A 21,190-nucleotide genomic window follows, 5' to 3' on the forward strand; every position below is an offset into this window, starting at 1 on the left:
AAAATGGCAACAGGCACACATTCAGTAGAAGTACCCGTAGCAATCGAGCATGTATGGGAATTTGTTAGCGATATGGAAAAGTGGGCAAAGCTTGTCCCAGGCTATAGTGCACATACAATGATAGATGATAAGCAATCTACATGGACATTTAAAGGTAATGTTGGCGTACTGAAAAAAACAGTTGAAGTAGAAATTACAATTTTAGAGTGGACAGCACCATCAAAAGTAACGTTCAATTTAAAAGGGTTATCAGATAATTTCACAGGAAACGGATATTTCCTTGCTGAAAGCATTGATGCAGACAATACAAAAATGACAGGCTTTTTAGAGGTAACAGCAGGGGGCTTAGCTGGTCCTGTTTTAAACCCTATCTTTAAGCCAATCGTTCCAAAAGCTACCCAAGTTTTAACTGATCGTGTAGCAAATAAAATTAAAATGGTGAACGTTTAAGCATAAAAAGCATGCCTGATTAAAATCGGGCATGCTTTTTATATGAAAGCTAACTTGCTAGTTGGCTAGCATACATTCCAATTGCAATTCATATGATGCAAAGGGAGGGATTATTATCGAAAAGAAAACTTGGAATATGCGTGAGACATTTTGTTTTCCGGGGTACGGTTGCCCAACAGAAATTGCTGCTGTACAGATAAAGCCACAATGGCAGTCAATGCAATTAGAAGATTCTCTAAGATTAAATGGTATTTATCATATTACAGCGCATGTACGCTTTGATTTTCAAGACATGCAAACTTTCATGGATGCTGAAGACTTAATAAGTATTGATGCGCTTGATGTTCAAGGAGACACAGGTTATTTTGAGTATGCGGTCCCATTAAATGTTGATTTACCAAAAGATGCAGCGATTGAGGATATAATGGTAAAAGACATTCGTCCGATACTTACCAATCAAAAGTGCCAACTAGAATGGACAGTGACAAGTACGTTTAGCGAATCGATGCCAGTAGTCGAACAGGTTGATGCTTTTGAAGAAAAGCTTGTAGAAGCTACAACGCCTGATGCAGTGGAAGAGTCTACATTTGTTGCGCAATCTGTTCAAGTAAAGCAACCGACAACTGTAGAAGCTAGTGCAGCTACTTCAAAATCTAAACAATCGGCACCTGCCGAGCAAAAAATCGTCCTTAGAGAGTCTTCAAGCCTTACTGCTGTAAGAGAATCAAGTTCCTGGCATGAAGTGCCGACGATGATATGGGATTTAACAGAAGGGTATACACCACTCAAAGTTCGTGTATCAAATGATATCTTTCAAAAGTAAATAGCATAGAAGCAGTAAAAGTAATAAGATGATAAGGTCGCCAGAAGTTGGGATGATTATGACACGTATAAACTGAAAACCACAAATCGGTACAATAATTGTTCTACAATAAAATCGGAATTGTCGTAGCCAAGGTGGTAAAAGCCAAGGGTTATACTTACGTCGTCGCATATGAATAGTCACTTCCTTTTCTATTTACTTTTTAAGACTAGCTGAAATTGACGAAATCACTTGAAAAAATACATGAATTTGCGGTACAATGTGTAAAATCGAATATGGATGCTATGACAGGGAAGAGTAGATTATCTGTGCATTTATAGAGAGGAAACGGTAGCTGAAAAGTTTCTATTTGTGCGTAATTGAACGTAGCCCTCGAGCAGCTTTAGTGAACTAGTAGTAGTTAAAGCCGGTTAAACACCGTTAACGAATTGAGAGCCAGCTATAATAAGCTTAAGTAAATCAAGCATGAATCATTATTTCGAGATGATAAGGGCATTTAGAGCACTTATTAAATGACAAATAGTGATGTGTAAGAGTACTAATCTTAAAATGCTGGAATTAAAGGTGGTACCGCGAACTTAAACTCCTTCGTCCTTTTGTTGACGATAGGAGTTTTTTTATTTGCTAAAAAGATGTATGCATTTTATTAGCGAATAAGCCACGTGCAATTGTCACGGATTTACTCGGTGTGAATACACTGAAAAATCAAGACGAGTGGTTATCTAGTTTGCCAAAGCTGACGTATGTCAAAATTATTTACCAACAGGAGGAGACAATATGACAGAAAACATTTCAATGCCAACGAAATATGATCCACAATCAATTGAAACGGGTCGCTATGAATGGTGGTTACAAGGTAAATTTTTCGAAGCACAACCTGAAAGCGGAAAGGAACCATATTCCATCGTTATTCCACCGCCGAACGTAACAGGTAAATTACACCTTGGTCACGCATGGGATACAACGCTACAAGATATTTTAATCCGTATGAAGCGTATGCAAGGTTATGATGCACTTTGGTTACCAGGAATGGACCATGCAGGTATTGCAACTCAAGCAAAAGTAGAAGCAAAACTGCGTGAGGATAATATTACACGTTATGATTTAGGACGTGAAAAATTCCTAGAAAAAACTTGGGAGTGGAAAGAAGAGTATGCTGGGCACATTCGCTCACAATGGGCGAAGCTTGGCCTTGCATTAGACTACTCTCGTGAACGTTTCACACTCGATACAGGTCTATCAGATGCTGTTAAAACGGTTTTCGTTCAATTATATGAAAAAGGCTTAATTTATCGCGGTGAGCGTATTATTAACTGGGACCCAGCAGCGAAAACAGCCTTATCGGATATTGAAGTAATCTATCAGGATGTTCAAGGTGCATTCTACCATATGAAATACCCGTTAGCAGATGGCTCGGGCTATGTAGAAGTTGCAACAACACGCCCTGAAACAATGCTTGGTGACTCTGGTGTAGCAGTTCACCCGAAAGATGAGCGTTATCAACACTTAATTGGTAAAACAGTTATTTTACCAATTGTGGGCCGTGAAATTCCAATCGTAGCAGATGATTATGTTGATATGGAATTCGGTACAGGCGTTGTAAAAATGACTCCAGCCCATGATCCGAACGACTTTGAAGTTGGTAACCGCCATAACTTAGAACGAATTCTTGTTATGAACGAAGATGGCACAATGAATGAGCTTGCTGGTAAATACAATGGCATGGATCGTTTTGAATGCCGTAAACAAATCGTAGCAGATTTACAAGAAGCGGGTGTCTTAATCAATATTGAAGAGCACATGCACTCTGTAGGGCACTCTGAACGTTCTGGAGCGGTTGTAGAGCCTTACCTATCAGCACAATGGTTCGTTAAAATGCAACCACTTGCAGATGCCTCTTTAGAGCTTCAAAAAGACGAGGAAGGTAAAGTGAATTTCGTTCCATCACGTTTTGAAAACACATATTCTCGTTGGATGGAGAATATCCGTGACTGGTGTATCTCTCGCCAATTATGGTGGGGACACCAAATTCCTGCATGGTATCACAATGAAACAGGCGAGATTTACGTAGGGAAAGAAGCTCCTGCTGATGCAGAAAATTGGACACAAGATGAAGATGTATTAGATACATGGTTCTCATCTGCACTATGGCCATTTTCTACAATGGGTTGGCCGGACGAAGCAAATGAAGAATATCAACGTTACTATCCAACAAGTACGCTTGTAACGGGCTATGATATTATTTTCTTCTGGGTTTCTCGTATGATATTCCAAGGTATTGAATTTACAGAACAACGCCCATTCAAAGATGTATTAATCCATGGATTAGTACGTGATGGTGAAGGACGTAAGATGAGTAAATCACTTGGTAATGGTGTTGATCCTATGGATGTTATTGAGAAATACGGTGCTGATTCACTTCGTTATTTCTTAGCAACAGGCTCATCTCCTGGTCAAGATTTACGTTATACAACGGAAAAAGTAGAGTCTGTTTGGAACTTTGCTAATAAAATTTGGAATGCTTCTCGTTTTGCATTAATGAACATGGATGGTATGACATATGATGAAATCGACTTGACTGGTGAAAAATCAGTGGCTGATAAGTGGATTCTAACTCGTTTAAATGAAACGATTGAACGTGTAACATCATTAGCAGAGCGCTATGAATTCGGTGAAGTAGGTCGTGAGCTATATAACTTCATTTGGGATGATTTCTGTTCTTGGTATATTGAAATGGCGAAATTACCAATGAATGGTGACGATGAAGCTGCTAAGAAAACGACTCGTTCTATACTAGCATATGTACTAGACCAAACAATGCGTCTATTACATCCGCTTATGCCATTCATTACAGAAGAAATTTGGCAACATTTACCACATGAAGGTGAGTCGATTACAGTTGCAGCATGGCCAACTGTACGCACAGACCTACACTTTGCAGAGGAAGCAGACAATATGAAGCTTCTTATGGATATTATACGTTCAGTGCGCAATATTCGTGCGGAAGTTAACACACCAATGAGCAAAAAAGTACCATTATACATTTCTGCTAAGGATGCTGCTACAGTTGCCATTCTTGAAGCCAATAAAGGCTATTTAGAAAAATTCTGTAATCCAGAGTCATTAACAATTGGTGAAGGCTTAGAGGCGCCAGGACAATCGATGACTGCCGTAGTTACAGGGGCAGAGCTATTCTTACCACTTGTGGGACTTATCAACTTGGAGGAAGAGGTTGCTCGTCTGGAAAAAGAATTAGAAAAATGGGCTAAAGAAGTGAAGCTTGTAACTGGTAAGCTGTCAAATGAGAAATTTGTTTCAAAAGCACCCGAGGCATTGGTTAACGCGGAACGCGAAAAATTAGCTGACTATGAAGAAAAACATGCCGTTGTTTTAAAACGTTTAGAAGAACTAAAAAATATGTAATAACATAGTAATTTATAGAAATAGCAGATGGCGAAAAAAGTCATCTGCTATTTTTCTTTTTATGAGCCAAAAGATATGTATTGAGTTAGGTAAAAATGTATAGTATTATACAATATAGTTAGGATAATAGATAAAGGCAAACTATCCGAAAGGTTAGGACGCAAAGCCTAGGGTCTAAGGTGAAGAGAGAATTGTATTCTTTCAACTACGATTGCCTGGTTACCATTTAAAGTAATTTCATTTTTTTATGGCTATTCTATGTTGATTAGAATGGCTTTTTTCTTTGTTATGAAAAATAAAAATGGAGGTTTATCATGTCTGGAAACATTGGAACAATAGTAGTGAAGGTGAACAAAGCCTGTGATGATTTAGATTTTGTTAATGCAAGAGGGCTGATAGAGGCAAATCTTCTAAAGCTATCGGAAGCGAAATACTATCGCTTATTAAACGCAAGCGGGCGCGTTCTTATTAAACATGTTTTAGCGAATAGCAATGGACAAAATGAAGTGAAAAAAACATTAACACGTACAGATTTACTAGTTATTAATCAGATTAATGAGTATTGTTCGAATTTTGATATTTCAATGTTGAAAAGAACATTAAAGAACTCGTTTGAATTAGTGCAAAGGTCGGATGTTTTGCCACTTTTAAATAATGATGCAAAAATTATTTTAGATGATATGGGTGCGCTATTAGGTGTCCATCAATTACATTAATTTGCTGTTTATTTGAAATAAACTAGTTGAAAACACACAGATAATCACTGCTAAAGTGCTTTTCTGTGTGTTTTTAAAATTGTGTCTGAATTGTTTGTGTGCCTGACACCCTTTATACTAGAGTGAGAGGGAGTGTTTCTTTTGTTTACAACGATAAAAGCATGTACAGATTTTATTTTTACATTAAAAGCAGTTGATTTTAAACGTGAGCCATTAGTAATGATGCGTGAAGTATTGGCCCGTTTGGGAGACCCGCAAAACAAGCTACAAACTATACATTTAGCTGGTTCCAATGGCAAAGGATCTACAGTAAATGTGTTGAGGGAAATGTTAGAGGATGCAGGTTATCGAGTAGGAGCTTTTACTTCACCACATTTAACGCGCGTTAATGAACGAATGACTATCAATGGCACGCAAATTTCTGACGAGCAATTTTTACTGTATATGAACAATATCGCTTCAATTATTGAGGCACATTATAATGGGGACTATCCGAGCTTTTTTGAGGTCGTAACACTTATTATGTTCCAGTATTTTGCTGAAGAAGAAGTAGATTTTGCGCTAATTGAAACAGGGCTTGGCGGTCGCTTAGATGCGACAAATGTCATCACACCACTTGTTTCAATTATTACGACAATTTCATTGGAGCATACTGCATTTTTAGGCGATACGTATGCGAAAGTTGCATTTGAAAAGGCAGGTATTATTAAAGAAGGTGTACCTGTTGTGGTAGGCGTTAAAAACGATGAGGCGCTTGAGGTTATTCAAAAAGTTGCACAAGAACGTCATGCGAAATGCCTTGTTTTAGGAAACGATTTTTACGTAATGGCAAAAAATCAAGGGATTGGTATGCAAACCTTTAACTATCGTAACGGAAATGTTGAAATAAATGATATCCAACTAAAAATGGCTGGTGAGCATCAAATTGCGAATGCTAGTCTTGCCATTACAGCAATGGATATTTTACGTGAGCAAGGTCATATTCAACTAACAGAACTATCTTTGCGTCAAGCGCTACAAAATGCACAGTGGGTAGGACGCTTTGAACAATTTCCAAATAATATCGTGCTAGACGGTGCTCATAATTCTGAAGGAACTGCCGCGTTAATTCAAACACTTCAGACAGTCTATCCAAATCATCATTATCGCTTCATTTATGCAGCGCTTTCTGATAAGGATCATGCAAATAGTATTGCTCTAATGGATGGAATCGCTTCATCCATGTCCTTTACGCAAATTGGCTTGCCAAATGCCATGCCAGCTGAAAAATTAGCGATGCTGTCAACGCATAATGACAAACAATATGATGCAAATTGGCAAGCAGTCGTCCGATCTGTTATACAAAGCAAGGGCCTTCAAGATATTGTTGTTATTACTGGCTCACTTTATTTTATAGCGGAAGTTCGCCAATGGTTGCAGGAGGAAGTACGATGATTCCACAGTTTGATATATATAAGAAAAAATGGGCATTAACAAGCGACGATATCATTAAGCCTGGTCTAAAAGCTATTGAAGAGGCATTAGCACTCGTAGGAAACCCAGAGAGAAAACTACAGATTGTACATCTTGCAGGTACGAACGGCAAAGGCTCTACGCTTACATTTTTGGAGTCAATTGCACAGGAGCATGGCTTAAAAGTAGGCAAGTTTATGTCTCCATGCATTTTAAATGTGCATGACCAAATTCAAGTAACGAAAAAGCCTATTACAGAAGTAGAGATGGATCGCGTTTTTCAACAAATGAAAAGCGCTGGACTTAGCGGTAAGCTAACAGATTTCGAGCTATTAACAGTTGCTGCATTTTTGCACTTTGTTCATTGTGATGTCGATGTAGCATTAATTGAAGCGGGAATGGGTGGCTTATTAGATAGCACCAATGTAGTGATGCCAATCGTCTCCATTATTCCGAGTATAGCGCTTGAGCATACGAAATTTTTAGGCTCAACAATCGAAAGTATTGCCGAGCATAAAGCAGGGATTATTAAACAAAATCGCCCTGTTGTAATAGGTGAGGTACCCTTAGAAGCAAAGGCAATAATTAAGAATGTAGCACATGCAAAGCAAGCACCAATTCTTGAGCTGAAAAAACAATTTACGCTTGAGCAATCGGATCATTATGAGTGCTATAAAAATAATGAAAAAAAAATCTGTATCTCCAATCTTACGCGTAATATGAAAGGGCCACATCAAGGAAATAATATGGCATTAGCCATCACTGCTTTTATCGAAGTGGCTACAGCCCTAGACGTTGCGATTAACGAAGAAAGCATACGCCATGGTATTAAAGTGGCAAGTATTTTAGGACGATTTGAAGAATTAATGCCTTATATTATTTTTGACGGTGCACATAATCCTGCTAGTGCAGAGAAATTGGTAGAAACTGTTCGTCTTGAATTTCCAGATGAGTCGGTTACCTTCGTGATAGGCATATTGGGTGATAAAGATGTAAAAGAAGTTTTGCAATACTTTGAGCAAATAAGTGATAGCTTTTATTTTGTTGATTTTGATAATCCACGGGCAATGTCAGCAAAAAATATGGTAGAACTAAGTAATGCACCGCACAAAGCGGTTTTAAGTGATTATATTCAATTTATACAGCAGCAATCGGAAAATAAACGTAGAACAATTGTATCAGGCTCTTTATATTTGTTAACAGAAGTGCGTAGTAGATTGCTACAATTAAACAATTAGGTACGTTAAGCCATTTTCACCTCATTGCGTCAAATTATGTATATGTAATTGTTAGAAAGACAAGCAATTCGCCATAGTTCTACTAAAAACAACGTAACATTACTTTTGATGATAACAGGTTTCCTGAAAGCAGCAGAGGATTGAAACAAGCTATATATACTGCTTTCTATAATACTTAGCCCAATTGACCAAGAGAACACCAAAACACAGGCTAGATATGAAGACGTGACGAGCTTTGAAAGTTATGGACGATTTTTGAGAGTTAATAGCGATAAATTTTTTAGGCGAGACGACAGCAGTCTCGTCTTTTTTTAGCCTTATTTTGATAGGTTGAAATAAGAGGTGATGAACGTATGAAAATTGTTAGTCAGGTAATAAGAAAACAAATAGTTCGCGCAATGCTAATTGGTGGCATCGTCGGGCTTTTTGGTGTAGCCATTTTTTTAGGCGTTCTCCAGGCGAGTACCCAATTTTCTTTAAAAAAGGACAGCGAGGTAGCAAAAAACGAAACTGAAACACAAGCGGGGACGGATTCAGAAACAATACCGACAGCAGGAGGTACTGGGACCTCAACTATGTTTTATGCGAGTCAAGCTGGTGTATTTTCTAATTATGAAAGTGCAAGTGCATTTATAGCAGAGCATCCTTCACTGCAGGAAAGTGCAGTAGTAGAAGTAGAGAGTAAATATTATGTGTGGACAAGTATGGTAACAGAGGAAAATGACTTAGTTTTTTTAAAGGATCCCCCAACATTTAAAAAAGCATTTAGTGTTAGTGGCGATAGTTGTAAAGAGCCGACAATTGCAGAAATAACAAATGTATTAGCTGATAAAAATACTAAAAAATTAAATTTTAGTGAGGCGGCAAATGATTCAACGCTACCTGCCGATTGGCAAAGTATTGGCAAGGCCGCAACCTCTATTTCCGATGATATAAGCATTATACGCCTTCAAATTTTCGCGCATTACAAATCAAAAAATGCCTGTCTACAAACAAAATTTTAAGTAGATAATTTAGCTAAAAGTGCATTATCTTGATTTTTAGAAAATTTTCAATTACCACATTCTCCGTTATGATAGAGAGAAGGAGGAATGGTGAAAAAATGTTTGAAACGAATCATAAATTAGTGCTTGCTTCCGCTTCACCAAGACGAAAAGAATTGCTTGCTATGCTTGACCTTCCGTTTGAAATTGTGACAAGTAATGTAGAAGAGACAAGCGTAACAGCAACAACAATGCAAGATTATGTAAAAGGTGTGGCACTTCTAAAAACGCGGGATGTAGCTCAAAAAAAACAAAAAGCAACAATTATTGGTGCAGATACGATTGTCGTCTTTGATAATGAGCTACTGCATAAGCCAAAAACACGTGAGGAAGCAATTTCTCACTTATCACGTTTATCAGGCAAGCGTCATGCGGTCATGACTGCTGTTGCCATCATTGAACCAAACGGATTGGAAACGACATTTGTGGAAGAAACAGCAGTTGTATTCCATACTTTATCGCAGGAACTTATAGAAGCGTATGTAGCATCTGGAGATCCTTTTGATAAGGCAGGCGGTTATGGTATTCAAACAGCTGGTACCCTTTTAGTTGAGCGAATTGAAGGAGATTATAACAATGTTGTGGGCTTACCACTTGCAGCGTTGTATGCGCAATTGGTAGCACGACATATTATCCAATTTGCGAAGGAGTGAAGCTAATTGCCAATAGATGTTTTACCAGATATGATGATTCGCGACGTTAATATAGCAGATCGACCACGTGAAAGACTTTTAAGGCAGGGTGCGAAGAGCTTATCCAATCAGGAGCTACTGGCCATTTTACTGAGGACAGGCACGAAGGAAGAATCAGTTCTTGTACTTGCCAATCGTGTTTTAAGAACATTTGAACGTTTACACCATTTAAAACATGCAACAATTGAAGAAATGGTTGCCATAAAAGGTATTGGAGAGGTAAAGGCAATTCAAATTTTAGCTGCAATCGAGCTTGGAAGGCGCTTGTCTCAAAAGCAAAATGATGACAAGTATACTGTTCGTTCTCCACAAGATGCCGCAGCATACCTAATGCCTGATATGACCTCTCTGAGTCAGGAACATTTTGTTGTACTTTTTCTTGATGTGAAAAATCAAATCATCCATAAAAAAACGATTTTTATCGGGGGGTTGAATGCTTCTATTGTGCATCCGAGAGAAATTTTTCGTGAGGCTGTAAAGCGATCCGCTGCTTCTATTATTTGTGCTCATAATCATCCAAGTGGTGTGCCGACACCGAGTCCGGAAGATATTGAGGTAACGAAAAGAATTCAGGAAGCTGGTTTTATCATTGGTATTGAATTACTTGATCACATCATCATCGGTGACCATCAATTTATTAGCTTAAAAGAAAAAGGTTATTTTTAGCACTGTACGATTAAAGGCTTCCTAAATAAGTCTTGCATATGGACGGACGACGTTTACTGGACAAGCTAGAGAAGCCATACAATTAACTTAGCTCCTTGTTCGCCAAATGCGCGTATTAGTAAGGAGCATGATGCTCCCGCATGAAATACGCCGTAGTGGAGCTTGCTAGTTTTACTACAGAACAGCTTATTGTAAATTAAATAGCTTTGTCGACAAGCTGAGCTCTGCAAATATTTTGCAGAGCTCTTTAGATTGATACTTTTGTTAATACTCCCTCGTGCTTTTTTTAGGAGAAAAAATTTTTCTAGTATATTTTAGCTTCAGTATAGTTTAAGCAATTTTAAGCACTTTAATAAAAAAATGAACCTTTTTGATTGAATGACGTTATTGTATTCGTAGAAATATCTATAGCATTCACAAAAATTGGTAGCCTATAATGCGTTGTTTTACATGAAAAAAAATAATATGCTAATCTATACGTACTATTTTTAGTTTAAGAGGGAATTAAAATAGTAAGTTTTCTGCAAGATGAGGTATGTGGCACTACAAATTCTTGCATTTATCCGTTATAATGAACGGTATGATTTTATGTCAACGATAGTATGGCTTAAATAGAAAGGGAGTACACAATTTGTTTGGATTAGGTAGTAAAGATGTCGGGATTGACCTTGGCACAGCGAATACATTAGTTTTTATTAAAGGGAAGGGGATCGTTTTACGCGAGCCTTCTGTAGTAGCGAAAAACACGAAAACAGGAGACATCGTTGCAGTTGGTAATGATGCGAAAAATATGATTGGCCGTACACCTGGGTCAATCGTGGCGATTCGTCCGATGAAAGATGGCGTTATTGCTGATTATGATATTACAACAGCGATGATTGAATATTATTTAAAAGAAGCTTGTAAGAATTCTGGCGGTAATTGGAAAAAACCGAATGTAATGATTTGTGTGCCATACGGTATTACATCGGTTGAACAACGTGCAGTTATCGATGCTTCTCGTCAAGCAGGCGCAAAAGAAGCCTTTACAATCGAAGAGCCATTTGCAGCAGCTATTGGAGCGAACCTACCAGTTTGGGATCCAACAGGGTCGATGGTTGTTGATATCGGTGGTGGTACTACTGAAGTAGCAGTTATTTCTTTAGGTGGTATCGTTACAAGTGAGTCTGTACGTATCGGTGGGGATGCAATGGATCAATCGATTATTTCATATATCCGTAAATCGTATAACTTAACGATTGGTGAACGTACAGCGGAAGCAGTGAAAATGGAAATTGGTACAGCGTTTGCTGAAGGACCTGATGAGAAAATGGAAATTAGAGGTCGTGACCTTTTAACTGGCTTACCAAAAACGATCGAAATTTCATCTCAGGAAATTTCAGAATCATTGCGTGAAGCGGTATCGTCAATTATTGATGGTGTACGAAAAACGTTGGAACAAACACCTCCAGAATTATCTGCTGACGTGATGGAGCGAGGTATTGTCTTAACTGGTGGTGGCGCGTTATTAACGAATTTAGACAAAGTTATTAGCCGTGAAACAAATATGCCTGTATTTATTGCTGAGGATCCTTTAGACTGTGTAGCTATTGGAACAGGTAAAGCTTTAGATCATATTGATTTAATTCGTCAACAACAAGTAAAAGGGTAAGGAGGTTTAGGCAATGCCACATTTTTTTTTCAATAAGAAAGTAATACTGCTACTTGTGGGCATGGTTTTTCTTGTGGCATTGATTAGCTTCTCATTACGAGATCGGACGAACGCAACTTTACCAGAGCAAATTATTAAAGATACTGTCGGCGTCGCACAATCTATTGTTGCGAAGCCGGCGAATTACATAACTGGTATTTTTAATAATATTGACTCCCTCTTAAACACGTACGAAGAAAATAAACGTTTAAAAGCACGCTTAGAAGATTTTGCAGCTGTACAAGCCGAAGCATTGGTATTAAAATCTGAAAATGAAAAGCTACTAGAACTTACAAAGTCAGAAAGTTTAAAGGCGTTTAATCCTATTCAAGCAACGGTTATTGCTAGAAATCCTGACCAATGGGAAGAAAAAATTATTTTAGATAAAGGTTCATCTCATGGTGTAGAAAAAAATATGGCAGTTATGACAGCGAAAGGGCTAGTCGGTAAAATTACGTTAGTGACCCCTTTCACCTCTGAGGTTGAGCTTTTATATACAAATAATCCTAACTATCGTGTTTCAGCGATGGTTTTAGGAGAAAAAGAGGCATACGGTTTAATCGAGGGCTTTGATAAAGAACGAAATGAACTCATTATGAAGCGAATCGATTCTAGCTTAAATGTAAAAGTAGGCGAAAAAGTAGTTTCTTCAGGTCTTGGTGGTATTTTCCCTAAAGGTGTACCAATCGGAGAAATTACGGAAGTTAGCACAGATGATTTTGGCTTAACGAAAATGGCTTATGTAAAACCATCTGCTGATTTTTCTATTTTAGAAAATGTTGTAATCGCAAAACGATCAGTAACAGTTATTGATGGGTCTGACGGAGATGCAACAAATGGAGATTTAACAAATCCACAAAAGGTTACTGAAGAGGGGGAAAAGTAATGGTTCGGTTTCTTATTCCCTCTGTTGCAGTATTGCTATTTTTACTAGAACCAGAGTTTGCTATGCTCTCACCGATTGAAGTGGGAGGGCATATCTATTATCTAGTACCTAGATTTTTAATTTTATACTTAATATTTATATCCATCTATTACAGCCGTCAACGAGCGGTAATGTATGGACTTTTTTTTGGTGTCTTGTATGATGTGTTTTACATTGATATTATTGGATTATATTCGGTACTATATCCGCTTATTTGTTTTTTAGCAGGGTCTATCGTGAAAATAATTCATCAGCACTTAGTTGTGACAACGACTATTTCAGTTGTTTTAGTAGCAATTTTAGAATTCGTACTTTATCAATTCTTCTACCTAATCGCTTTTACAACGATACCGTTAACGGAATTCTTACAATCACGACTACTACCAACAATCATTGCTAATACGTTATTTTTAATGATTCTTGGTTGGGCCTTCAAGTATCTAATTAATGCGCGTGTCTTACAGAGAGCACGTGAAGTTTCTTAATATCAAGAGCAACGTGGGGTGAGGCATTCATGAAAAAACAATTAGTTAATATGAAGGGAACAAAGGATGGTTTTGTTCTTCGTTTAGACGATCAATGTTCGTATGCCGATTTAGTAGAAGAGCTAAAACGAAAAGTTTCAGAAGGCGGTATCGATGGTAAAGTAGATGTACAATTACATTTAGGCTATCGATACTGTTCAGATGAACAAGTAAAAGAGCTAGTAAAAATTGTTCAAGAATCAGAACAGTTAATTGTAGCAAAAGTGCAAAGTGAAGTACTGACTGTCCATGAAAGCAACCAGAAAATGATAGAAAGCCAACAAGATACATATGTAGGAGTGGTCAGATCGGGACAAATTCTACGTGCCTCGGGGGATATAGTAATTGTGGGGAATGTGAATCCGAATGGGCGTGTAGAAGCTGGTGGTAATGTATACGTCCTTGGCAAACTAAAGGGAATTGTACATGCTGGTGTACATGGGAATAAGGAAGCGATTATTGCTGCCTCTCGTTTAGAAGCCACACATATCATGATTGCTGATCAGGTTGAGGCAATGTCAGATGAACATGTAAAAGCTATCAATCAAGCAGACATGGCTTGTGCATTTATTGGCTATGATGGGCGTATTGCGTACGATCAAATTCATGCGTTAAAAAATATTCGACCATTATTGAATGTGTCTAAGGGAGGAAGCTAGTGTGGGAGAAGCGATCGTCATAACTTCAGGTAAGGGCGGTGTCGGTAAAACGACAACAACGGCTAACCTCGGGACTGCATTGGCTCTACAAGGGAAAAAAGTATGTTTAGTAGATACAGATATTGGCTTGAGAAATTTAGATGTTATTCTAGGTCTCGAAAACCGTATTATTTATGATTTAGTTGATGTTGTAGAAGGACGATGCAAGATCCATCAAGCATTAATTAAAGATAAACGTGTAGATGATAAACTATTTTTATTACCTGCTGCTCAAACGACAGATAAAAATGCTGTCACACCTGAGCAAATGGAGAGCTTAGTAGAGGAATTAAAGAGAGACTATGATTATGTTTTAATTGATTGTCCCGCTGGTATTGAGCAAGGCTATCGCAATGCAGTAGCGGGTGCAGACCATGCAATCGTTGTAACGACACCAGAAATTTCAGCTGTGCGGGATGCAGATCGAATTATTGGACTGCTTGAACAAGAAGAAATAACTGCTCCTAAACTAATTATTAATCGTATTCGTCAGCATATGATGAAAAACGGCGATACACTCGATGTCAATGAAATTACAACACATTTGTCAATTGATCTATTAGGCATTATTGTCGATAGTGAAGGTGTTATCTCATCATCAAATAAAGGTGAGCCGGTCGTTATGGATCCGACTAATAAAGCATCTTTAGGTTACCGTAATATTGCCCGTCGCATATTAGGTGAATCTGTGCCATTGATGGCCATCGAGGACGAGCACCGAGGAATGTTCTCAAAACTTAAAGCATTATTTTCAAGATAATTAAAACCTTTTCGTGCATGTGCGCGGAAAGGTTTTTTTATTGAAAGCAAATTGTGTGAGTGACTGGCACATTTTTTACGTGCATGAATGGACATGCTGCCTCATATAGTGTGAAAAAAGAGGATGAGAGCTTGTTTAAAAAATGGAAATGGATTGTTATGATATTACTTGTGGCTGCAATTATGCTTGCGATTCGATTAGAAGATCAAGGCGTAATGGAAACACCTGTGCGAAAGCTTGTAACGACATCAGCAGATTTAACATATTTAAGTGAGCTCGGAAAAAGTCTGCTAAAAAAAGAGGAAGAAACGATAATGGTTTCAAGTGATGTAGGGCAAACTGAACTATTAACGTTCACGAATGCGCAAGTTTTTAAAGAAGGGTTTTTATTACAATATGATATTGGACTTCCTGTATATGCAGGGCAAAGTGGGCTCGTTGTTTTTACAGGCCATACAAAATATACCGGTAAAACAATGACAGTTAGCTATGAGGATGGCACAACGGTATCCTATGGGATGCTTGATAGTTTAGCGCAGTTACCATACACGACTATACAGGCCAATGACTTAATCGGTATGAAGCAGACTGGACAACTCTATATTTCGATTGAGAAAGACAAAACTCATTTTGATTTAGAACAAATTGTGCAGTGGCTTGAAACAACGGAGAACGATGAAAGTTAAATTGCATTTACTCTGTATCCCTCTGATTTTGTTAATGATTTTCAGTGGCCAGATTGCTTATTATGCAATTATTTTAACTTCGCTGCTATGGCATGAAGCTGGCCATATATTGGCCGCGGTGCTTTGTGGCGTGAAGATAAAATCATGTGTTATCGCACCATATGGAGGGGAAATTGAATTTGAAAATCCAGCAGCTGTGCAGGCATCTTCACTACTTTGGATTGCACTAGGAGGTCCAATCGCCACTATACTGGGGATTGGTCTTGCTTTTTTCATGCCGGATTTAATTGCAATTCGACTAGTCAATGTACAGCTAGTGTTACTAGTAATTAATCTAATTCCAATTATTCCACTGGACGGTGGAAGGATACTTTTAGCATGTTTATTTTTATTTTATCCAAGTGTGCGAGTATTTGAATATTATTATTCGCTCTCACTTATTTTTGCCACTATACTATTTATCGTAACCTTAGTGAATTTGCCACAATCCATTTTTTTGACTGTCCTTTGCCTATTTATATGGTTGCAAGTACTAAAAGAATGGAATTATCGAAAGTATCGTTTAGCATTTGAGAAATATGTAATGAACAGGTTGACTTGATAGAATTCATGTGGTAGTATTTTAATGTTATTGTTTGTAGCACCCGTGCTACTACAACCGCTCTGGGAAGGTTTAAGTATCTTTAGATCACCTTCATATACAGGCGAGTCTGAGTCTAAGAGGAGGTGCAGTAAAATGTACGCAATTATTGAAACTGGTGGTAAACAAATCAAAGTAGAAGCTGGTCAAGAAATCTATGTTGAGAAATTAGGCGTAGAAGCTGACGAGGTTGTAACTTTCGATAAAGTTCTATTCGTAGGTGGCGAAAACGTAAAAGTTGGAGCTCCATTCGTAGAAGGCGCTACAGTAACAGCTAAAGCTGTTAAAGAAGGCCGTCAAAAGAAAATCGTTGTTTTCAAATTGAAAGCTAAAAAGAACTACCGTCGTAAACAAGGTCACCGTCAACCTTATACAAAATTAGTTGTTGAATCAATCAATGCTTAATTGTGAGGTGTAACATTTGATAAAAGTTACGATACATCATGATGAAAACAGACATGTGTCTGCATTTGAATTTTCAGGACATGCTGAGTACGACGAATCTGGTAAAGATTTAGTATGTGCAGGCGCATCTACCATTGCCATTGGTACGGTGAATGCGATTTATGCATTACTACAATTACAACCAGAAGTTGAACAAGCAGCTGAAGGTGGAGGCTATCTTAAGGTAACTTTACCAACAGATTTAGAACCTGAAATCGATACAAAACTACAATTAATTGTCCAAGTAATGACTGCTCAAGTGTATTCTATGGTGCAAAATTACGGACAATATATCCAAATCAACTACAACCAAGTAGGAGGTGGAACAGAATGAAATTGTTATTAGCATTAGACCTTCAACTTTTCGCATCGAAAAAAGGGGTAGGTTCTACAAAAAACGGACGTGACTCTGAGTCTAAACGTCTTGGCGCTAAACGTGCTGATGGCCAATTTGTAACTGGTGGTTCTATTCTTTACCGTCAACGCGGTACAAAAATTTACCCAGGTACAAACGTAGGTCGTGGTGGTGATGATACGCTATTTGCTAAAGTTGATGGCGTTGTTAAATTCGAACGCTTAGGTCGCGATCGCAAACAAGTATCTGTATACCCAGCTACACAAGAAGCTTAATTTTAATAAAGTAGACATAAAGCGGAGGACTGCATTTATTGCAGTCCTTTTTTTGGCTAAATTTCAATGAAGAATTAAGGGAAAAATACATCAAAACTTGTTATACTAGTTAAGATAACTTTATTGGAGTGAATGGGATGAACAATCAATCACTAACCATTAGTGAGGTATTACGTTTTGCAAATCATGATTATGTGAATCAACTTCAACTTATTCGCATGAATTTAGATTTAGGTAGAATTGATGAATCAAAAGAACTTATTCAACATTATTCGGAACAGCTACGAGTATTGTCTATCATGAATCGTCTACAATTACCACAAACAATGGAGTGGCTACAAACAGCAGGATGGCGCTATCCATCTTTACCGCTGGAGCTTAATGGTGAGATCAAAAAACCAGTCACTAATAATATTGACAAGGATGTTGTAGAGTATTTAAACAAAACAGTTATGCATGTTTATGATACATTAGATCCATTTACGGAGCAGAGCTTAGCGCTCGATGTACGTGTTGACGATCATACATTTGTTTTGGCGTTTACGCTAAATGGACTGTGGAGTGCAGACGCATTCACCGAAAGAGGTTTGAAACAATTCGACATTCAAACAATTGTGCAGACAAATACGTGCTGGCAATATGTGTTGAGTGCAAATAGGGAGTGAAATAAATGTTTGTCGATCACGTAAAGATATATGTAAAAGGTGGCGATGGCGGCGATGGAATGGTAGCTTTTCGCCGTGAAAAATATGTACCAAATGGTGGTCCAGCTGGTGGTGATGGCGGTCACGGAGGTAACGTTGTATTCGAAGTAGAAGAAGGCTTACGTACGTTAATGGATTTCCGTTATAAACGCCACTTCAAAGCAGACCGTGGTGAACATGGGATGAGTAAAGGGATGCACGGAAAACGTGCTGAAGATTTAATTGTCAAAGTGCCACCAGGTACAGTTGTGATGAATGAGGAAACTGGAGAAGTCATCGCAGATTTAGTTGAGCATGGTCAACAAGCGATTATCGCTAAATCAGGTCGTGGTGGGCGTGGGAATTCCCGCTTTGCAACACCGGCCAATCCTGCACCTGAGCTTTCTGAAAAAGGCGAGCCAGGACAAGAATTAAATGTTATATTAGAGTTAAAAGTATTAGCAGATGTTGGTTTAGTTGGTTTCCCAAGTGTAGGAAAATCAACACTTTTATCTGTTGTTTCTGCAGCAAAACCAAAGATTGGCGCTTATCATTTTACGACAATCGTACCGAATTTAGGAATGATTGAAACAGATGATCACCGAAGCTTTGCAATGGCAGATTTACCAGGGCTAATTGAAGGCGCGCATGAAGGCGTAGGGCTAGGACATCAATTTTTACGTCATATCGAACGTACACGTGTAATTGTGCATGTTATCGATATGTCAGGAATGGAAGGCCGTGACCCGTACGAAGATTATTTAACAATTAACGAGGAGCTAAAGCAATACAATCTTCGTTTAACAGAACGTCCTCAAATTATTGTAGCTAACAAAATGGATATGCCAGAAGCAGAAGAAAACTTAGTGGAATTCCGCAAAAAGGTAGGCGAAGATGTGCAAATCTTCCCAATCTCAGCAGTTTCACGCCAAGGCTTAAAGGAATTATTATTTGCTATAGCAGATTTACTTGAAGTAACGCCTGAGTTCCCTCTATTTGAAGAGGTGGAGGAGCAATCAGACGCAACAGTGATGTACAAGCATCAATCACAAGGTGAAGATTTCGAGATTACACGTGATGATGACGGTACATTTATCATTAGTGGCTACTCGATTGAACGTCTATTTAAAATGACAGACTTTAGTCGTGAAGATGGTATTCGCCGTTTCGCACGCCAATTGCGCGGTATGGGCGTGGACGAGGCATTGCGTGAGCGTGGTGCTCAAAATGGTGATACAGTTCGTCTGCAAGAGTTTGAGTTCGAATTTATAGATTAAGACAGGAGTTTTAGGGGGAAGCGTATGAAGAATGTTGCGAATCAGCGATATTATTTAGTTCGTGAAGATGTATTGACGGATGCTATGCAAAAAACTTTGGAGGCGAAGCAATTACTTTCAAGTGGTTCAGTATCCTCCATTTGGGATGCGGTAAAGCAAGTGGATTTATCGCGCAGTGCGTTTTACAAATATCGTGATGCTGTATTTCCTTTTCACTCCATTGTACAGGAGCGCATTTTAACAGTCTTTTTACAGCTTCAAGATCGAAAAGGAACGTTGGCTAAGTTATTAGAAACTGTGACAAATTCACATTGTAATGTACTAACAATCCATCAAACTATACCAATTCAAGGACGTGCCAATGTGACATTGTCATTAGATGTGACGAGTATGACTTCTGAACTTGATGACTTAATACAGCAGTTAAAACGATTAGATTTTGTTGAATCTGCTGAGGTAATTAGTTCTGGTGCATTGTAGGGGGCTATTTAAAAGAGCCCCTTTGCCTTTTATTAGTTAATGCTGGTAGCTGTTGATACAAAATTTCGCTCCCTTTCCGCATGCGATGAGCAAGCCTCACTGAAGCTAAAAATAGCCTCTGTGAGGTTACGCTTAAGTCGCTATCCTGCAGAAATACTGCGAAATTTTTTTAAAATACCCAAACATAGTGAGTAATACTGCATTTGATATAAGCAACTTTATTTAAACAGCTAGCAAAAGCAGTACATATTTTCACAATTGCTCTTTTAAGGGAGGCTGTGCTACATAGCCTTTTCTTTTTATAAGGAGTTTTCCAAACATTAAAAATGTTTAAGATACTATGAATTTTAGAAGGAGGTCATTTTGATGACAGAGCGACAGTGGGAGAAACGAATTGCATATTTAGGACCGGAAGCATCATTTACATATTTAGCAACAAAATCTATCTTCCCAACTGATTGGCTTGTACCTTGTGCAACGATACCTGAATGTATTGAGGCAGTAGCAGAGGGCAAGGTTGATTTAGCTGTTGTACCATTAGAAAATGCATTAGAGGGCTCAGTACCATTGACGCTCGATTATTTATTCCATGAGGCAACGCTTTATGTGACAGGTGAACTACAATTAAAAATTCAACAACATTTAATGGTCAATAAGGCGCAAAAGGACAATTGGGAATCTATCAAAGGAGTATATTCACATCCACATGCTTTAGCACAATGCCATAAATACTTATTTTATCGCTTCAGTGATGTGCCTTTACATCAAACAACATCAACAGCGGCCGCTGCTAAATTTGTATCCGAAAATCCAGATGAATGTATTGCAGCAGTAGGTAATGCAGCCGCTGCAGCAAAATACGGACTAGATATCGTACAAGACAATATACATGATTTTCATTTTAACCATACTCGTTTCTTTGTGTTATCCAAGCAAAATAAACGTCTACCCCAGGAATTATCCGAAGGGCAAGCGAAAACAACCTTCATGATTACGTTACCGACAGATCGTTCAGGTGCTTTACACCAAGTTCTTTCCGTCTTTGCGTGGCGACAATTAAATTTAAGTAAAATTGAATCACGTCCGTTAAAAACAGGTCTTGGGGATTATTTCTTCATGATTGATGTTTTAGCAGATGAAAAAGAACCAATGATGCGGGGAGCTATGGAGGAACTAGCGGCACTTGGCTGCAAAGTGAAATCTCTTGGTACATACTTTACATATTTAACATCTGACGAGGACTAACAGGT

The 21,190-nt window shown here is 38.2% G+C and carries 23 protein-coding genes, 1 riboswitch and 2 other annotated features; all 23 genes read left to right on the forward strand.

The window, feature by feature from the left end; genetic code table 11:
- Positions 1–3 precede the first annotated feature (3 nt).
- Positions 4–450, forward strand: coding sequence for an SRPBCC family protein (locus ACIQXJ_RS02965; RefSeq protein WP_401009282.1), 447 nt, complete (start codon positions 4–6; stop codon positions 448–450).
- Between the two features lie 136 nt (positions 451–586).
- Positions 587–1,273 carry a valyl-tRNA synthetase gene (locus ACIQXJ_RS02970; RefSeq protein WP_403049459.1) on the forward strand — a complete coding sequence of 229 codons (687 nt, stop codon included), beginning with the start codon at positions 587–589 and terminating at the stop codon, positions 1,271–1,273.
- A 275-nt stretch (positions 1,274–1,548) separates the two neighbouring features.
- Positions 1,549–1,872 (forward strand) — a binding site (T-box leader).
- A 178-nt stretch (positions 1,873–2,050) separates the two neighbouring features.
- Positions 2,051–4,696, forward strand: a complete 2,646-nt coding sequence (locus tag ACIQXJ_RS02975; RefSeq protein WP_403049462.1) for a valine--tRNA ligase — start codon at positions 2,051–2,053, stop codon at positions 4,694–4,696.
- Between the two features lie 125 nt (positions 4,697–4,821).
- Positions 4,822–4,923, forward strand: a riboswitch (cyclic di-GMP riboswitch).
- An 87-nt stretch (positions 4,924–5,010) separates the two neighbouring features.
- Positions 5,011–5,412 carry a hypothetical protein gene (locus tag ACIQXJ_RS02980; RefSeq protein ID WP_403049465.1) on the forward strand — a complete coding sequence of 134 codons (402 nt, stop codon included), beginning with the start codon at positions 5,011–5,013 and terminating at the stop codon, positions 5,410–5,412.
- Positions 5,413–5,553: 141 nt separating this feature from the next.
- Positions 5,554–6,846: a bifunctional folylpolyglutamate synthase/dihydrofolate synthase gene (locus tag ACIQXJ_RS02985; RefSeq protein ID WP_403049468.1), complete on the forward strand. Its 1,293-nt coding sequence runs from the start codon at positions 5,554–5,556 to the stop codon at positions 6,844–6,846.
- On the forward strand, positions 6,843–8,102 hold the full coding sequence (locus tag ACIQXJ_RS02990) for a bifunctional folylpolyglutamate synthase/dihydrofolate synthase (RefSeq protein ID WP_403049470.1): 1,260 nt from the start codon (positions 6,843–6,845) through the stop codon (positions 8,100–8,102). The genes ACIQXJ_RS02985 and ACIQXJ_RS02990 overlap by 4 nt, the downstream gene beginning before the upstream one ends.
- Positions 8,103–8,455: 353 nt before the next feature.
- Positions 8,456–9,106 (forward strand): hypothetical protein, encoded by a 651-nt coding sequence (locus tag ACIQXJ_RS02995; protein ID WP_403049473.1) that lies wholly within the window; start codon positions 8,456–8,458, stop codon positions 9,104–9,106.
- A 98-nt stretch (positions 9,107–9,204) separates the two neighbouring features.
- Positions 9,205–9,798 (forward strand): Maf family protein, encoded by a 594-nt coding sequence (locus ACIQXJ_RS03000; protein WP_403049476.1) that lies wholly within the window; start codon positions 9,205–9,207, stop codon positions 9,796–9,798.
- Between the two features lie 33 nt (positions 9,799–9,831).
- Complete coding sequence (gene radC / locus ACIQXJ_RS03005; RefSeq protein WP_403054809.1) at positions 9,832–10,503, forward strand: RadC family protein; 672 nt, start codon at positions 9,832–9,834, stop codon at positions 10,501–10,503.
- 631 nt (positions 10,504–11,134) lie between these two features.
- Positions 11,135–12,154 carry a rod shape-determining protein gene (locus ACIQXJ_RS03010; protein ID WP_340823403.1) on the forward strand — a complete coding sequence of 340 codons (1,020 nt, stop codon included), beginning with the start codon at positions 11,135–11,137 and terminating at the stop codon, positions 12,152–12,154.
- Between the two features lie 13 nt (positions 12,155–12,167).
- On the forward strand, positions 12,168–13,079 hold the full coding sequence (mreC, locus tag ACIQXJ_RS03015; RefSeq protein ID WP_403049479.1) for a rod shape-determining protein MreC: 912 nt from the start codon (positions 12,168–12,170) through the stop codon (positions 13,077–13,079).
- Complete coding sequence (gene mreD / locus ACIQXJ_RS03020; protein WP_401009273.1) at positions 13,079–13,603, forward strand: rod shape-determining protein MreD; 525 nt, start codon at positions 13,079–13,081, stop codon at positions 13,601–13,603. Before mreC ends, mreD begins: the two co-directional genes overlap by 1 nt.
- Before the next feature lie 29 nt (positions 13,604–13,632).
- Entirely contained in the window at positions 13,633–14,301 is a 669-nt protein-coding gene (minC, locus tag ACIQXJ_RS03025) for a septum site-determining protein MinC (protein ID WP_403049482.1), read from the forward strand.
- Between the two features lies 1 nt (position 14,302).
- Positions 14,303–15,100, forward strand: a complete 798-nt coding sequence (gene minD / locus ACIQXJ_RS03030; RefSeq protein ID WP_172772210.1) for a septum site-determining protein MinD — start codon at positions 14,303–14,305, stop codon at positions 15,098–15,100.
- 131 nt (positions 15,101–15,231) lie between these two features.
- A complete protein-coding gene (locus ACIQXJ_RS03035) occupies positions 15,232–15,786 on the forward strand; it encodes a peptidoglycan DD-metalloendopeptidase family protein (protein WP_403049485.1) in 555 nt (184 codons plus the stop codon).
- Complete coding sequence (locus tag ACIQXJ_RS03040; RefSeq protein ID WP_340823411.1) at positions 15,776–16,387, forward strand: zinc metalloprotease; 612 nt, start codon at positions 15,776–15,778, stop codon at positions 16,385–16,387. The genes ACIQXJ_RS03035 and ACIQXJ_RS03040 overlap by 11 nt, the downstream gene beginning before the upstream one ends.
- A 45-nt stretch (positions 16,388–16,432) precedes the next feature.
- Positions 16,433–16,508: a sequence feature (ribosomal protein L21 leader region), on the forward strand.
- 14 nt (positions 16,509–16,522) lie between these two features.
- Positions 16,523–16,831: a 50S ribosomal protein L21 gene (rplU, locus tag ACIQXJ_RS03045; RefSeq protein ID WP_010860053.1), complete on the forward strand. Its 309-nt coding sequence runs from the start codon at positions 16,523–16,525 to the stop codon at positions 16,829–16,831.
- Positions 16,832–16,847: 16 nt separating this feature from the next.
- The gene (locus tag ACIQXJ_RS03050) at positions 16,848–17,204 is read left to right on the forward strand and encodes a ribosomal-processing cysteine protease Prp (protein WP_403049488.1); all 357 of its coding nucleotides are present in this window, start codon (positions 16,848–16,850) and stop codon (positions 17,202–17,204) included.
- Entirely contained in the window at positions 17,201–17,500 is a 300-nt protein-coding gene (rpmA, locus tag ACIQXJ_RS03055) for a 50S ribosomal protein L27 (RefSeq protein ID WP_024363181.1), read from the forward strand. The genes ACIQXJ_RS03050 and rpmA overlap by 4 nt, the downstream gene beginning before the upstream one ends.
- A 137-nt stretch (positions 17,501–17,637) precedes the next feature.
- The gene (locus ACIQXJ_RS03060) at positions 17,638–18,165 is read left to right on the forward strand and encodes a Spo0B domain-containing protein (protein WP_403049490.1); all 528 of its coding nucleotides are present in this window, start codon (positions 17,638–17,640) and stop codon (positions 18,163–18,165) included.
- Positions 18,166–18,170: 5 nt separating this feature from the next.
- Positions 18,171–19,460 carry a GTPase ObgE gene (gene obgE / locus ACIQXJ_RS03065; RefSeq protein WP_401009269.1) on the forward strand — a complete coding sequence of 430 codons (1,290 nt, stop codon included), beginning with the start codon at positions 18,171–18,173 and terminating at the stop codon, positions 19,458–19,460.
- A 24-nt stretch (positions 19,461–19,484) separates the two neighbouring features.
- On the forward strand, positions 19,485–19,940 hold the full coding sequence (locus ACIQXJ_RS03070) for an ACT domain-containing protein (protein WP_172772204.1): 456 nt from the start codon (positions 19,485–19,487) through the stop codon (positions 19,938–19,940).
- Positions 19,941–20,306: 366 nt separating this feature from the next.
- Positions 20,307–21,185 (forward strand): prephenate dehydratase, encoded by an 879-nt coding sequence (pheA, locus tag ACIQXJ_RS03075; RefSeq protein WP_403049493.1) that lies wholly within the window; start codon positions 20,307–20,309, stop codon positions 21,183–21,185.
- The last annotated feature ends 5 nt before the right edge of the window (positions 21,186–21,190 follow it).

Origin of the sequence: Lysinibacillus sp. NPDC097868 (genome assembly GCF_044761135.1) — a bacterium.
Classification (GTDB): domain Bacteria; phylum Bacillota; class Bacilli; order Bacillales_A; family Planococcaceae; genus Lysinibacillus.

Coding starts and splice junctions, on each gene's coding strand:
- ACIQXJ_RS02965 (WP_401009282.1), top strand. CDS start 4: ATGGCAACAGGCACACATTCAGTAGAAGTACCCGTAGCAATCGAGCAT.
- ACIQXJ_RS02970 (WP_403049459.1), top strand. CDS start 587: ATGCGTGAGACATTTTGTTTTCCGGGGTACGGTTGCCCAACAGAAATT.
- ACIQXJ_RS02975 (WP_403049462.1), top strand. CDS start 2,051: ATGACAGAAAACATTTCAATGCCAACGAAATATGATCCACAATCAATT.
- ACIQXJ_RS02980 (WP_403049465.1), top strand. CDS start 5,011: ATGTCTGGAAACATTGGAACAATAGTAGTGAAGGTGAACAAAGCCTGT.
- ACIQXJ_RS02990 (WP_403049470.1), top strand. CDS start 6,843: ATGATTCCACAGTTTGATATATATAAGAAAAAATGGGCATTAACAAGC.
- ACIQXJ_RS02995 (WP_403049473.1), top strand. CDS start 8,456: ATGAAAATTGTTAGTCAGGTAATAAGAAAACAAATAGTTCGCGCAATG.
- ACIQXJ_RS03000 (WP_403049476.1), top strand. CDS start 9,205: ATGTTTGAAACGAATCATAAATTAGTGCTTGCTTCCGCTTCACCAAGA.
- radC (WP_403054809.1), top strand. CDS start 9,832: ATGATTCGCGACGTTAATATAGCAGATCGACCACGTGAAAGACTTTTA.
- mreC (WP_403049479.1), top strand. CDS start 12,168: ATGCCACATTTTTTTTTCAATAAGAAAGTAATACTGCTACTTGTGGGC.
- mreD (WP_401009273.1), top strand. CDS start 13,079: ATGGTTCGGTTTCTTATTCCCTCTGTTGCAGTATTGCTATTTTTACTA.
- minC (WP_403049482.1), top strand. CDS start 13,633: ATGAAAAAACAATTAGTTAATATGAAGGGAACAAAGGATGGTTTTGTT.
- ACIQXJ_RS03040 (WP_340823411.1), top strand. CDS start 15,776: ATGAAAGTTAAATTGCATTTACTCTGTATCCCTCTGATTTTGTTAATG.
- rplU (WP_010860053.1), top strand. CDS start 16,523: ATGTACGCAATTATTGAAACTGGTGGTAAACAAATCAAAGTAGAAGCT.
- rpmA (WP_024363181.1), top strand. CDS start 17,201: ATGAAATTGTTATTAGCATTAGACCTTCAACTTTTCGCATCGAAAAAA.
- ACIQXJ_RS03060 (WP_403049490.1), top strand. CDS start 17,638: ATGAACAATCAATCACTAACCATTAGTGAGGTATTACGTTTTGCAAAT.
- obgE (WP_401009269.1), top strand. CDS start 18,171: ATGTTTGTCGATCACGTAAAGATATATGTAAAAGGTGGCGATGGCGGC.
- ACIQXJ_RS03070 (WP_172772204.1), top strand. CDS start 19,485: ATGAAGAATGTTGCGAATCAGCGATATTATTTAGTTCGTGAAGATGTA.
- pheA (WP_403049493.1), top strand. CDS start 20,307: ATGACAGAGCGACAGTGGGAGAAACGAATTGCATATTTAGGACCGGAA.